Annotated in this window: 13 protein-coding genes; 7 read left to right on the top strand and 6 right to left on the bottom strand. The window is 38.7% G+C overall.

Annotated features, from left to right (window positions below; genetic code table 11):
* Positions 1–10 precede the first annotated feature (10 nt).
* From F3H01_RS01765 to F3H01_RS01740, 6 genes are read right to left on the bottom strand one after another with little or no spacing between them, the layout of a single operon-like run.
* The gene (locus F3H01_RS01765) at positions 11–3,037 is read right to left on the bottom strand and encodes an efflux RND transporter permease subunit (protein WP_149724634.1); all 3,027 of its coding nucleotides are present in this window, start codon (positions 3,035–3,037) and stop codon (positions 11–13) included.
* Entirely contained in the window at positions 3,034–3,777 is a 744-nt protein-coding gene (locus F3H01_RS01760; RefSeq protein ID WP_149724633.1) for an efflux RND transporter periplasmic adaptor subunit, read from the bottom strand. The genes F3H01_RS01765 and F3H01_RS01760 overlap by 4 nt, the downstream gene beginning before the upstream one ends.
* Positions 3,774–5,039, bottom strand: coding sequence for a TolC family protein (locus F3H01_RS01755; protein ID WP_149724632.1), 1,266 nt, complete (start codon positions 5,037–5,039; stop codon positions 3,774–3,776). The genes F3H01_RS01760 and F3H01_RS01755 overlap by 4 nt, the downstream gene beginning before the upstream one ends.
* Positions 5,039–5,761 carry a flagellar type III secretion system pore protein FliP gene (gene fliP / locus F3H01_RS01750; protein WP_410470346.1) on the bottom strand — a complete coding sequence of 241 codons (723 nt, stop codon included), beginning with the start codon at positions 5,759–5,761 and terminating at the stop codon, positions 5,039–5,041. The genes F3H01_RS01755 and fliP overlap by 1 nt, the downstream gene beginning before the upstream one ends.
* A gap of 11 nt (positions 5,762–5,772) precedes the next feature.
* Positions 5,773–6,552, bottom strand: a complete 780-nt coding sequence (locus F3H01_RS01745) for an OmpA/MotB family protein (RefSeq protein ID WP_149724630.1) — start codon at positions 6,550–6,552, stop codon at positions 5,773–5,775.
* Positions 6,552–7,319: a motility protein A gene (locus F3H01_RS01740; RefSeq protein ID WP_054196832.1), complete on the bottom strand. Its 768-nt coding sequence runs from the start codon at positions 7,317–7,319 to the stop codon at positions 6,552–6,554. The genes F3H01_RS01745 and F3H01_RS01740 overlap by 1 nt, the downstream gene beginning before the upstream one ends.
* A 136-nt stretch (positions 7,320–7,455) precedes the next feature.
* On the opposite strand from F3H01_RS01740, the gene glmU reads away from it, so the two are divergent.
* Genes glmU through truA form a run of 7 tightly spaced genes read left to right on the top strand, consistent with a single transcriptional unit; the run spans position 7,456 to position 13,828 of the window.
* The gene (gene glmU, locus F3H01_RS01735; RefSeq protein ID WP_149724629.1) at positions 7,456–8,763 is read left to right on the top strand and encodes a bifunctional UDP-N-acetylglucosamine diphosphorylase/glucosamine-1-phosphate N-acetyltransferase GlmU; all 1,308 of its coding nucleotides are present in this window, start codon (positions 7,456–7,458) and stop codon (positions 8,761–8,763) included.
* Positions 8,750–9,922, top strand: coding sequence for a bifunctional phosphopantothenoylcysteine decarboxylase/phosphopantothenate--cysteine ligase CoaBC (gene coaBC / locus F3H01_RS01730; protein WP_149724751.1), 1,173 nt, complete (start codon positions 8,750–8,752; stop codon positions 9,920–9,922). Before glmU ends, coaBC begins: the two co-directional genes overlap by 14 nt.
* Entirely contained in the window at positions 9,919–10,605 is a 687-nt protein-coding gene (locus F3H01_RS01725) for a hypothetical protein (protein WP_087579306.1), read from the top strand. The genes coaBC and F3H01_RS01725 overlap by 4 nt, the downstream gene beginning before the upstream one ends.
* 3 nt (positions 10,606–10,608) lie before the next feature.
* Entirely contained in the window at positions 10,609–11,280 is a 672-nt protein-coding gene (gene uppS / locus F3H01_RS01720; protein WP_149724628.1) for a polyprenyl diphosphate synthase, read from the top strand.
* A 7-nt stretch (positions 11,281–11,287) separates the two neighbouring features.
* Positions 11,288–12,076, top strand: a complete 789-nt coding sequence (locus F3H01_RS01715; RefSeq protein ID WP_149724750.1) for a prepilin peptidase — start codon at positions 11,288–11,290, stop codon at positions 12,074–12,076.
* The gene (locus F3H01_RS01710; RefSeq protein WP_149724627.1) at positions 12,069–13,097 is read left to right on the top strand and encodes an LptF/LptG family permease; all 1,029 of its coding nucleotides are present in this window, start codon (positions 12,069–12,071) and stop codon (positions 13,095–13,097) included. Before F3H01_RS01715 ends, F3H01_RS01710 begins: the two co-directional genes overlap by 8 nt.
* Complete coding sequence (gene truA / locus F3H01_RS01705) at positions 13,097–13,828, top strand: tRNA pseudouridine(38-40) synthase TruA (protein WP_149724626.1); 732 nt, start codon at positions 13,097–13,099, stop codon at positions 13,826–13,828. Before F3H01_RS01710 ends, truA begins: the two co-directional genes overlap by 1 nt.
* Positions 13,829–14,081: the final 253 nt, after the last annotated feature.

The following is a 14,081-nucleotide window of genomic DNA, read 5'->3' as shown; positions in this document are numbered from 1 at the left end:
AAAATTTTCTTCAAATTCTCTCCCTTTCATAAAATTTTCTTATAAATTTATCAAGATTATAGACCCACGCAAAAAGCACTGGCACGACAAGTAGGCTAAGCAAGGTCGAGCTAATGAGCCCAAAGATGATGCTTATAGCCATAGGTGAGTTTGCCTCAAAGCCAGCTCCTCTGCTAAGTGCAAGCGGCAGCATAGCAAATATCATAGCAAAAGTGGTCATCAAAACAGCCCTTAGGCGCTTTTTTGCAGCCATTTTAACAGCTTCGTTTGCCTCCATGCCACTATTTGCAAAGTGGTTTGCAAAATCAACGACTAAGATGGCGTTTTTGCCGACCATACCAAAGAGCAAGATGACGCCAACCATGACAAATAGGCTAAATGGATTGCCGCTTATAAAAAGTCCGATCACGACGCCACAAAAGGCAAGCGGCATGGCAAGCATGATGAGAAATGGTAGCAAAAAGCTCTCATAAAGCGCAGCAAGCACCATATAAATAAGCACCGCGCTAGCACTCACTGTAAAGATAAAAGAGGCGTTTGTATCGTCCATCAGCTCAACAAACCCAAGAAATTTATACTTGAAATTTGCTGGCAAAATTTCATCAAGCTTCTTTGAAATTTCATTTGCCACACTATTTAGCGGAGCGTTGTTTTTAGTATTTGCTAGAAATTTGATCTCATCGGCTCTATTAAACCTTGAAATGCTAGCTGGCTTTTGCTCGAAACTAATCGTCGCCACATCGCCAAGTGTCACGAAAAAGCCCTCTTTGCTTCTTATTTTAGTCTTTAAGATATCATCTGTATCGCTTCTAAATTTATCATCAAGGCGCATATAAAGCTCATACTCTTTGCCATTTTCGTTTTCAAAAACAGAGACCTCGTTCTGGTTAAATGCGCTATAAACAGCGCTTGCAATGCTAGCCTTGTCTAAAATTAGCCTTTTAGCTTTATCTTCATCTATAGAAATTTGCACGCGCTTTAGCAGATCTTCTTCAGGTGAATTTACGTCAGTTGCGTCATTTATCTCTTTTAGCATCTTGCTGATCTTTGGCACAAATTTCTCTAGCTCCTTGCCATTTTCAGATGTGATAGTAAGCTTAACTGGCTGCACATCGCCACCTTCAACCACTGGCAGATCAGCCACGATGACGCTCATATCATCGCTCTTTAGTCTGTCACGAAAACTTTGCATGATAGCGTTTTGCCGCTCGTGATTAACCCTATCTTTTAGCTCCTTTAGCCTAACGTAGGCTTTTACAAGATATGGCTGCTTGGCGTCTGTGTAGCCAAGGATGAAGTAGGCGTAAGCTACCTGAGGATCGGCGTTTATGAGTGAAATTTTATCTTTTAGCCTCTCTTTGCTAGCTTGCAGGCTAAGTGAGGGATCGAGCTTAAAATAGATATTAAACTCCGAGTTATCCTCGCTTGGCATGAAGTCGCCGCCTACAAATTTAGCCAGAGCAAATGAGCAAACAACAACCACAAGCGTTATGGCTAAAAATATGAGCTTAAATTTAAGCGCTAAGGCTAAAAGCTTCTCATAGCCATTTTCAAGTGCCTCAAAAAAGGGCTCACTCTTTAGAAAAAAGCTGCTTTCTTTGGCATTTACAAACCTAGCACTAAGCGTTGGCACAAGAAAGATGCTCACAAAAAACGAGATGACGATGCCAGCTGCCACGCTCATCGCAAATGAGTTAAAGTACTTACCAACGATGCCACTCATAAAGGCTATTGGCACGAAGACGCAAAGTAGCACGAGCGAGATCGCAAAGACGCTAAATGCTATCTCTTTTATGCCTGCAAAACTTGCTTTTAGGGCATTTGGCTCATCTTTTAGCTTGCTAGCGATATTTTCAGTGACAACTATCGCATCGTCGATGAAAATTCCGATGCCAAGGGTTAGCGCTATAAGACTTAGGCGGTTTATGTCGTAGCCTAGGGCATTTATGATGAAAAATGTCGCTACGATGCTAGTTGGTATCGCTACGACTGAGATGATGGTGATCGAGAAATTTCTCAAAAACAGATAGACGATCACGATGGTTAGCAAGACGCCAAGGATCATATCAAAGGCGGTTTGATCGATGTGCTTTTGTATCACTTCGCTCTTATCGTAGGCTACTTTTACGTCGTATTCACTGCCAAGCAGGCTTTTAAACTGATCTAGCTTTGATTTTGCTAGGGCGATCACGGTTAGAGCGTTTGCATCTGGAGCTAGCTCAAGACCAAGCAAGACGCCACTTTTTTTATCCATTATCGCTGCTTCGTTTGCGTCTTTGTAAGCGAGATCAACGCTTGCGATATCTTTTAAAAAGACCCCTTGTTTAATCGTTAAATTTCTTATCTCATCTATGCTTTTGGCGCTAAAATCTGACTTGATCGCCATTTGGATCTGCTCATTTTCTATCTTGCCAAGTGGCGCTTTTAAATTTTCAACCTTTATCAAATTTGCCACTTCATTTGCGCTAAGAGCGTTTTTATCAAGCTTAAATCTATCTAGTAAAATTTTCACCGCTGGCTCTAAAAAGCCATTTGTCTTGACCTTTGAAACGCCGCTAATGCGCTCCAAAAATGGCTTTGCCACGTCATCGATCTCTTGCATTAGCTTAGTTTCATTACCATCGAGCCTTGTGATAAAGAGGCTAAAGACAGATGACGAGAGACCATTTAGCTTTTCTATCTCGTAGTTTGCGCCAACTCTCGCCTTTTGCATCTTATCGCGAACGTCATTTGTAGCGCTCTCTAGGTCTTTGTTTAGCTCAAATTCGATGCTAACTACACTTAGATTATCAAAGCTTGTTGAGTAAATTTTCTTGATACCTTCAATGCTTGAAATTTCATCTTCGATCTTTTGTGTGATCTTAGTTTTTATATAGTTCATATCGCCGTTTGCGTAGGTCGTGATCTTTACTATTGGGATATTTACTTGTGGGTATAAATTTACATTCATCGTCTTTAGCGAGTAGATACCAAAGACAACGAGGCTTAAGAATATCATAAGCGTAGTTATGGGGCGGTTGATGGCTGTTATTATCATTTATTTTCGCCGATTATCACTTTTCCTTGACCAAACATGCCAGGTTTTAGTCCAGTGTCATAAGCCTGGGCGTAAAATTTTCTAGTCTCTCGCTTAATCTCTGGATAGATGAGAGCGATTTTTACCTCTTTTTCCTCGCTTGTTGCGTCAAGCTTAAATTTAAACGTATCTCCAACTTTTACTAAATTTGCATATTTTTCATCGATCGCTATTAAAATTTTAGCCTCCTCAGAGTTTAAGACAAAGGCTGGCTGAAGCGGCGAAGCGCTCTCACCAAGCTCGACATTTTTACTAGCTATCACGCCATCAAAAGGAGCTTTTAAAACAGCTTTTTTAAGACGATCTTGCGTATTTAAAATAGCAATTTGTGCACTTTGAACCCGAAGTATCGCTTCGTCAAATTTATACTTTACTTCGTCAAATTCTTGCTTTGAAGTGACATCCCTTACTTGAGTAAATTTGTTTAAAGTATTTTTTGCAAATTCACTAGCATTTTTTGCCAGCTCAAGATCATTTTTTGCCTTTTTTAGAGCAATTTCTAGGCTGCTTTGATCAAGAATAGCTAGTACGTCACCTTTTTTAACATGACTTGAAACATCTACAAAAATTTTATCCACCTTGCCACTGCCTTCAAATGCAAGCTTTGAGCTCTGCTTAGCATAGACTTCAAAATCAGCAAAAATCTCTTCACTAGCAAATGAAAAAACGCCAAATATCATTAAAATTATCAGCTTTTTCAATCCCTAATCCTCTCTAAAATGCTCTCGCCACTCTCAAAAAAATACTCCGCTTTTTTTATCTCTAGCTCATCTTTTGCCCCTTCAAAAAGGCTAATGGCGTCAAATTTCTGAGAGAGCGCTTCAAGCAAGTCACTATATCCTAAAAGCCCAGAGTTATACTTTTCATAGCTTGCTCTAAGTGCTAGATCGCTTGCTTTTACATACTCATTTAGCGAGGCGATCTTTGAGCTAAGAGTTGCGATCTCGTTTTGTAAATTTTTAAGTTTAGTCTCATTTTCACGCTTTTTATACTCCAAATTTAACCTTGCCTCATCAAGCGCGATCTTGCTAGCTTGACTCATCTTACTAGTGGCAAAAAAGTCAAAAATTTTCCACCTAAAGCTAACGCCAAATTTATTGCCGTGCGTATCTTCTTTTAGGTATTTATCCACATACGAGCGGTAAGAACTAAGCCTACCTAGATCGATATCGTAATTATTTTTATAAAATCCATATGTGTCATAAAGCAAAATTTGAGGCAAAAAGCCAGCTCTTGTCTCGCTAAGCTTGGCCTCACCTAAAAATATATCTTGGCTTAGTCTATCAAGCTCGGCATTCTTTGAAGCTAAATTTGAGTTAATATCAGCCATCTTTGCTCCGCCTACTGGCAAAATTTTCTCACCAGTTAGCAAATTTATCTCATTTAAGATTTGCTCCATTTTGTTTTTGTATTCAAGCTGCGTGCTATTAGCTAAGTAATATTTAGCCCTTACATTCTCAAGCTCATCTTTTGCGGCAAGGCCTGCAATGTTTGCCTTTTCAAGCTTGTCTAAAACGCCTTTTAAAAAATTTGCCTGAGCCTGCTTGGCTGTGATTATATTTTCAAGTGCTGCCGCATTAAAATATAAATTTACAGCCTTAAAAGCAAGATAATTTTTTGCTTCATCACTGGCGATCATGGCTTTATTTTTTAAAAGCTCGCTCATTTTTAGCCTAGCTTCTCTGGCACCGCCATCATAAAGCAAAAAATCTATCCTGGCCAGCACGCCAGCTGACTCTTTAGCGACAATACTTGGAAATGTACTTGCGTTTTTGCCGTATGAGCCTTCTAGGCTAAGGCTTGGTAAATAGGCGCTAGTAGTAGCCTCATCACTTAAAGTTGCTCTTCTTACTTCAATCTCTTTTATCTTTGAAATTTCATTTTGAGTAGCTTTGTTTGCGATCACGCTCAGATTTGAGCCAAACAGAAAAAATGGCAAAAAAAGAAATAGAAAATTTTTCATCAGTGAAAGCTTTTTACTAAATTTCCTATTAGCAAATTCCAGCCATCTACTAGCACGAAGATGAGTAGCTTAAATGGCAGCGAGATCATAACAGGTGGTAACATCATCATACCCATCGCCATCAAAACGGAGCTTACGACCATGTCGATGACAAGAAATGGCAAATAGAGCAAAAACGCTATCTCAAAAGATGTCTTTAGCTCGCTTATCATGAAAGCTGACATCGCTATACTTAGCGGAATTTCTTCGATATTTGCTGGATTTTGCAAATTTCTTATCCTAAAAAATAACGCCAGATCTTTCTCTCTTGTATTTTTGACCATAAATTCTTTAAATGGCTTTAAGCTCTTATCAAGCATCTCTTCATAGCCTATCTGTTCAGCCATATAAGGCTTTATACCCTCGTCGTAGCTTTGTTTACCAACTGGCTCCATTATAAAAAATGTAAGCACCATGGCAAGCGAAAGAAGCACTGTTGAAGGTGGAACTTGTTGCGTTCCCATAGCCTGGCGTAAAAATGAAAATACGATAACAAGCCTTAAAAAACTTGTCATCATAAAAATGAGCGAAGGAGCAAGCGCAAGTGCTGTTAAGATTAGTAAAACATTTAGAGAATTTACTAGTTGCTCAGCATTTGCAGGAGAATTTAGGCTTAAATTTATAGTTGGCAAGGCCGGATCAGCCCCAAAAACCACACAAAATAAAACCGCTAAGCTAAGCAGTGCTTTCACGACTAATTCCTCATATCAAGGATACTTTTCTTAGTAGCCTCTTTGTTTTTTGGCTCAAGAGAGACAAAGTGAATTTCTACTCTATTGTTTTTTGCCCTACCCTCTTCTGTGCTATTAGTAGCAATAGGATCAAACGAAGCCTTTCCTGAAGCTATCAGCCTATTTTGTGGCACTCCATCGCTGCTAAGCTGCTCTACTACGCTTAAAGCTCTTGCGGTTGAAAGTTGCCAGTTGTTTTTATAAGCTGAGTCTTTATTTGGCTCTATGTTATCAGTATGCCCGATGATGTCGACCTTTACTTCATTTGGCATTTTTGCCACAATCATACCTATACGTTTTAAAAACAACTTTGCATCTTCGCCAGAAATTTCAGCACTATCTTTATCAAAAAGCATGGCTGCTGGAAGCCTTACGATAAAGCCATCTTCGCTCTCTTCCATCGTAATCTCAGGTGCACCACTAGCAGTTAGTAGCTCATTTATTTTTTTAACTGTCGCACTTAGCTCACTTTGCGAGCCTTTTTGCCTGCTTGATTTTTTTGCACGAGTACTTTCTGGGTCTGTCTCTTTTTCTATCTGATTTTCAGGCCTAGCACCGCCTTCAAGTACGCTTAGAGCACCAGCTAGCGAGCCAACAGCAGCCTCCATCTTTTTAGCATCCATTGTTGCCATCGAAAGAAGCAAAACGAAAAAGCAAAGCAAAAGCGACATGAGGTCACCAAAAGTAGCAAGCCACTCAGGCATACACTTTGGGCACTCTTTAGGATCTATTAATTTACCCATTATTCAAACTGACTTTTTCTATCTTTTGGTGGTAAAAACGCCAAGAGCTTAGCTTCAAGAGTTCTTGGATTATCCCCTGCTTGTATCGCCATGATACCCTCTAAAATGACTTGTTTTTCAAGTGCCTCGTCAGAGTCGCGTATAGAGAGGATATTTGCCACAGGTGCACCGATGATGTTGCCTATCATCGCACCATAAAGTGTCGTAAGCAAAGCAACCGCCATTGATGGGCCGATTGCACTAGGATCTGACATGTTAAGAAGCATCGCAACAAGACCTATTAGAGTACCGATCATACCCATCGCACCAGCAAAACCGCCAATTTGTTCAAAAATTTTAATGTTATTTGTATGTCTAGCACTAGTTTGGTCTATGTCAATCTCTAAAAGCGCTCTTATAGCATCTGGTTCGTTACCATCGACAGCCATTGAAAGACCTTTTTTTAAAAACTGATTTGTTTCGTTATTTACTTCGCTCTCAAGTGCTAGTATTCCATCGCGTCTAGCTTTTGTAGAGTAATCAACTATCTTTTTTATAGTCTCAGGCAAATTTACAACAACGGGTGGCTTAACGGCAACACCATAAAATTTACCAATACCTTTAAGCGTCTCCATCTTGAAGCCAACCATCATAACGCCGATAGTACCACCAAAAACGATCATTATCGAAGGTACGTCGATATATGGTCCTATACCAACGCCAATTGCCATTGATCCAAACAAAAGCACTAGGGTCAAAACCCAGCCGACGACGGTTCCTAAATCCATTTAAACTCGCTTTATTTATAAATTCTTAAGATTGCCTATTCTATTAGCTTTTTGTTGAAAAAATCGTTAAATTAAAAAAATTGTTTGCCATTTTTTGATACAATCTGCGAAATTTTTAACGTTAAAAGGCTTAAAAATGAACAATACTTCAATCATAATTTTAGCTGCTGGTCTTGGCACCAGAATGAAATCAACCCGCCCAAAAGTATTATTTGAACTTTGCGGTGAGCCGATGATAATTCACATCTTAAAACAAGCCTATGCCATCACAAATGACGTTAGTGTCGTGCTTCACTACGAAAAAGAGTTAATTAGCAAAAAGATAAAAGAAATTTTCCCTCAAACTAAAATTTTTGAGCAAGATTTAGAAAATTTCCCAGGCACTGCTGGAGCGATAAAAGGCGTTAGCCTAAGCGGAGAAAAGGTGCTTGTTACTTGCGGCGATATGCCGCTTGTTAGATCAACTGACCTCATGCGCCTAGCAAATGCCGAAGCAGACGTGGTTATGAGCTCATTTGAAGCGGCAAATCCTTTTGGCTATGGCAGAGTTATCATAAAAAACGGCAAAGTTGAAGCCATCGTCGAGCAAAAAGATGCGAGCGAGGCGCAGCTTGCCATAAAAAGCGTAAATGCTGGCTGCTACTGCTTTAAGCGCGAGGCGTTAGAGCAAATTTTACCGCTTATAAATAATCAAAACGCACAAAAGGAGTACTACCTAACTGACGCCATAAAAATAGCAAATGAAAAGGGCTTAAAGTGCGTTGCAGTAAATGTTAATGAGCAAAATTTCATGGGCATAAATGATAAATTTCAGCTTAGTATTGCAGAAAAAATCATGCAAGACGAGATCAAACAAAATTTGATGAAAGCTGGCGTCTTGATGCGCATGCCTGAGAGCATTTTTATAGATAGCAGGGCCAAATTTGAAGGCGAGTGCGTACTCGAAGAAAATGTAAGTATCCTTGGCGAGTGCGTCATCACAGAGAGTATCATCAAAAGCTCATCAGTGATCGAAAGCAGCAGCATCAAAAACTCAGACATCGGCCCACTAGCTCACATCAGGCCAAATTCTGAAATTTCTGACACACACATAGGAAATTTTGTCGAGGTTAAAAAGGGCGTTCTTAGCGGCGTAAAAGCTGGACACTTGAGCTATCTTGGCGACTGCGAGATAGAAAGTGGCACAAACATCGGATGTGGCACTATCACATGCAACTACGACGGCAAGGCAAAATACAAAACCAAAATCGGCAAAAACGTCTTTGTTGGCTCAGATACGCAGCTAGTTGCCCCTGTAAATATCGCTGATAACGTCATCATCGCAGCTGGCAGCACCATCACAAAAGATGTTGAGAGTGGAGCTCTGGCTATCAGTAGAGCTCGCCAAGAGAACAAAAGCGGCTTTTTTGAGAAATTCTTTGGCAAAGACGATGTTAAAAAATAAGAAAATTTTACTAGCAGTTTGCGGCAGTATCGCCTTTTATAAGGCATTCGAAATTTTATCGCTGCTTAAAAAGAAAGGTGCTGATGTTTATGTGGCTTTAAGTGACGGAGCGCTTGATTTTTGCAGTGTAAGCGGCTTTGAGGCGCTAAGTGAGCATAAAATTTTAAGCTCACAAACGCAAAACTGGCAAGATGGCGTAAATCACATAGCCTACTCTAAAATGGATCTAGTTCTCATCGCACCTGCCTCTGTAAATACGATAAACAAGCTAACAGCTGGCATCTGCGACAATATCTTCATGCAAACGCTAATCGCCGCCTCACACGTACCTTTGGTTGTCGCACTAGCTGCAAATAACAATATGATAGAGCACTTCGCGACGCAAAATTCGCTTGAAATTTTAAAGAAAAACGACGCTTTAATAGTTGAGCCGGTTTTAAAAACTCTAGCTTGCGGAGATATTGGCAAGGGCGGTCTTGCAAGCCCTGAAGTGATAGTTGAAGCGGCGATAAAAAAGCTTAGCAAGCCTCTTTTTGTAGGCAAAAAAGTAGTGATCACTGGTGGCGCAACGACAGAAAAGATAGATGACGTTAGAGCCATTACAAATTTCTCAAGCGGTAAGATGGCGATGGCGATTGCAAGGGCTTTTTACTACGCTGGTGCTGATGTTACGCTACTTGCTAGCTTTGAAACCGCAAACGAGCCATTTGAGATTTTAAAATTTAGCTCAAGTAGCAAACTTTTAGAGCTTTGCAAGAGCGAGTGTGAGAGCGCAAATTTACTTGTGATGTGTGCTGCAGTAAGCGATTTTGTTCCGACAAAAATTGATGGCAAGATAAAAAAAGAGGACGTCGGCGAAATTTTAAGCTTAAGTCTAAAGAGAAATGTCGATATTTTGCAAAGCTTAAAAGAGTTTAGCTGTAAAAAGATCGGCTTTAAGCTTGAAATCTCAAGCGAGAGCGCACACAAAAACGCTAGAGCAATGCTAGAGCAAAAGGGGCTTGACGCAGTTTGTCTAAATATCTTGGGTGAGAAAAATGGCTTTGCAAGCGAGCAAAATGAGGTAAATTTCATCACGAAAAATAGTGAAACTTTGCTGCCGCTTGCCGCAAAAGACGAGATCGCAAGACATATCGTGGAGCTAGCGGCAAATTTATGATAGAGAAAATTTCTCGCATTCAAAAAATAGCAAAAAATGCAAATTCGCCGTTAGTAGCTATAAATTCGTCACTTCCGCTTAGTATCTTAGTAAGCCAAAAGATCGGCTTTAACAGATACATTTTAAATTTTGCAAATAGAAATTTAAACACAAAAAGCGCAAAAGAGCTAAACGTAGGCTCGAGATACTGGGGCGAAGTGCAAAGCCAGGGCGAAAATATCGTCATAAAAAATTTATACGAAAAGCCAAGAATTTTAGACGAAGATGTCTTGGCTGATGGGCTAAATCTTATCGAAAATTTGATAGAAAATGAGAATTTATCGTGGTTTTATGACTATTTATTTAAAAGTTTAAGTGAAGCTAAGACAAAAGACGAGATGAAAGTGCTAGCGAAAATGCTCTTTGCTCTGCAAGAAAATGTCGTGCACATACCATTTATTTATAATGGTACAAACGGCGTTTTTCAGCTAAAAAAAGAGGAGAATGATATGAAATTTTTTTTAATATTTTCAAATTTTGCTCCGCTTATTTTTAAATTTAAAGATGAAATTTTATACGAGATCACGACTCCATTTAATAATGTAGCTAGCTTGCTAAAAAAGGAATTTAGCACAAATATAACAGTGCAAAATGTGAGTGCTCTTTGGAGTAAAAAAGAACAAATTATTGATATAAAAGGCTAAAGATTGAATGAATTAAACCACCTTGCTATTATCATGGATGGAAATGGGCGCTGGGCTAAAAAACGTGGATTTTTACGGACAAACGGGCACGAAGCTGGAGCAAATATAGTAAGCGATATGTGCGAATTTTGTATCGATAATGGCGTGAAAATTTTAAGTCTTTATGCATTTAGCACCGAAAACTGGAAAAGACCACAAAAAGAGGTCGAGTTTTTGATGATTTTGCTTAAGAAATTTCTCATTTTAAAGCGTGCTGACTTTATAAAAAATGGGATCAAATTTAACACGATCGGCGACATTTCGCCATTTAGCGATGAGCTAAAAAACGAGATAGAAATCACCAAAAACGCTACAAGAGAGAATAAAAATTTATTATTAAATTTAGCTATAAACTACGGCTCAAAAGATGAAATCATTAGAGCTGTGAGAAAGCTAAATTTAGTAGGTGTAGATATAAACGAAGCAAGCCTAAATGCAGCACTTGATGAGAGTGAGCCGGTGGATCTTCTCATTAGGACTGGTGGCGAAAGTAGACTCTCAAATTTCATGCTCTGGCAGGCAAGCTACGCGGAGCTATTTTTTACGCCCACACTTTGGCCTGACTTTGGCAAGAATGAGCTTGCAAATATCGTTAGCAAATTTAAAAACATAGAGCGAAGATTTGGCGGAGTTTAGCGAGATAATGGATAATTTAGTCGTCTTTTTTGCCGTTTTTGCTTTTGTTTTGGGTATTTGCGTGGGCTCATTTTCAAATGTGCTGATATATCGCTTGCCACGAAATGAGAGCATAAATTTTCCAGCTTCTCATTGCCCAAACTGCGATCATAAGCTAAATTTCTATCACAATGTTCCAATTTTTTCGTGGCTATTTTTAGGCGGCAAATGCGCCTTTTGTAAGCAAAAAATAAGCCTCATCTATCCAGTGATCGAACTAGTTTCTGGGATACTTTTTCTGATCTGCTTTTTTAAAGAGTGCGGCGAAATTTTAAGCGTAGAAACCTTGCTTTATGCGCTATTTTTAGGGCTTTGCTTTATAATGCTGCTAGCTCTTAGCGTCATAGACATAAGATATAAAGCTGTGCCAGATGCGCTTCTTTTTACAGCGCTATTTTTCGCACTTATCTACGCTCTGATGCTTTTTATATTTAAAGGAAATTTTGCCCAGATTTTAAATTTATTCCTTTTTGCATTTATCTTTTGGGCGCTGAGATTTGTCGTAAGCTTTGCCATAAAAAGAGAAGCGATGGGTAGTGCAGATATCTTTATAGCAGCGATCATCGGAGCTATCTTGCCAGCCAAACTAGCTCTAGTGGCGATCTATCTTGCAGCACTTTTTACACTTCCAGTCTATGCGGTCGTTCAAAAAAAGGGCTACGAGCTAGCCTTTGTGCCATTTTTAAGTCTTGGCTTACTTATTACATACGCTTTTAAAGAGCAAATTTTAGAAATTTTAAGGTTTATTTATGAGTAGAGTGAATAGATATCTTTTATTTAACTTTCTAGGGACTTTTGCTTCACTATTTAGTACGCTTTTTTTGATCATGTCGATCGTATTTTTCATCCAGATCGCGCGCATCACTTCTTACATTGAGATCAGCTTTGGCGAGCTTTTTAAACTCTACTCATTTATGCTTCCACGCGTGCTACTTTTTGTCGTGCCTATCGCATTTTTTGTATCACTTGCGATGACTCTTTTTAGATTATCAAAAGAAAATGAAAGTATCGTTATTTTTACGCTTGGTGGCTCACCAAATAAGATTGCTAAATTTTTCTTAATATTTTCAGCATTTTTAAGCACTGCTCTACTTGTAATTGCTACCATAATGATACCAATAGCCGCACAGCTAAATGCAAATTTTATTGATTATAAAAAGACTGTTGCAAAGCTAAATTTAAAGCCAACTCAGTTTGGACAAAAATTCTCTGACTGGATGGTCTATGTGGGCAGTGAAATGCAAGATAACAACGGCACTACTTATAAAGATATTGTGATGTTTAATCCTTATATTAAAGACTCCCAACGCTTAATCACTGCTAAAAATGCAAAAATCACAAATACAAATCAAAGCATCGAACTCTCTTTAGTAGATGGAAAAATGTATGACATAAAAGATGAAATTTATCATCAAAGCAACTTCAAATCTATGAAGATAAGGACTGTCCAAAGTGAAGAGATAAGCGATATAGGCAGCATCAAAGAGTACTGGGCGGAGGCAAATAGTAGTGAAAAAAGAAGAAAAGACCTTAGCACATATGTGCTTGTTGCGCTATTTCCACTTGCCAGTACACTTTTTGCCATAAGCTTTGGCATCGTTACTTATAGATACGAAAAGGGCATGGTCTATGTGGGCACCTTTGGCGTTTTGTTTGGGTATTTTACGCTCATAATGCTATTTTCATCAAAGCCAGCTTTTGCGATTCCACTCATATTTTTTGTCTTTTTATTGGCAGGAATTTTGCTTTTTAAAGCCAAGATCATGCGAAGATACTAATGAAAATCCAACTAGTTTATAGCTACGATGGCTCCAAATTTCAAGGCTCGCAAACTCAGCCGCATGAAAATGGCGTAGAAGATGAGCTTTCGCGTGCTCTAGCTCACGTTGGAATATTTGAAAAAATAGTCTCTAGCTCACGTACAGATAAAAAAGTTCATGCGATTAATCAAAGCTCAAGCGTAATTTGTGGCGATCATTTTAAAAATTTAGAGCATCTAAAAGAGCTAATCAACCGCCATGCCCACCCAAATATTCATATAAAACGTATAAAATTAGTTGATGAAAATTTTCAAGCAAGATTTGACGCCGTAGCAAGGTCTTATAGATACATTATAGATCATGGAGAATTTGATGTTTTTAGCTCAAATTATAAAGTCTTTTTGCCAAAATTTGATATCAAAAAAGCAAATGAAATTTTATCTAATTTTGTTGGCAAGCATGATTTTAGCTCCTATATGAAAACAGGAAGTGATACAAAAAGTCCGGTGCGAGAAATTTTTAAGGCATTTTGTTATGAACACAAAAACCAAACCATCATAGTTTTTAAAGCGAATGGCTTTTTGCGCGCTCAAGTACGGCTTATGGTTGCAAATCTGCTTAAAGCTTTAAGTATAAAAAATGGTGGTGAGCTCATCAATGCTTCACTTAACGGATGGCCCGCATTAACGCGTACCCCAGCTCCAGCTGAAGGACTTTATCTAAATAGAGTTTTTTATAAATTTAACTAGGTATTTATTATATTCAATAGTAAGATTATTTAAATATTAAATAGAGAATCTTGTAAGCTAGGATTTCATAGCTAGTTTACCCCCCTGCTTTGTATTAATACCCAGAACCTAAAGCTTGCCCACTTGGTGGCAAGATCGAAGGCCTCTTAACCCCTCCCCTCCTAAAAGCACAAGAAGCTTTAGAGGATAGTTTAAGAAGCATTACTTTACAAGATCTATTAGATGAACTTATTAATCTATAAAATTTAAAAAG

The sequence above is a fragment of the Campylobacter concisus genome, from assembly GCF_902460875.1.
Lineage (GTDB): Bacteria > Campylobacterota > Campylobacteria > Campylobacterales > Campylobacteraceae > Campylobacter_A > Campylobacter_A concisus_AA.
Note: the sequence above shows the minus strand (reverse complement) of the source record. Positions and strands in the feature narration are given on the sequence as shown.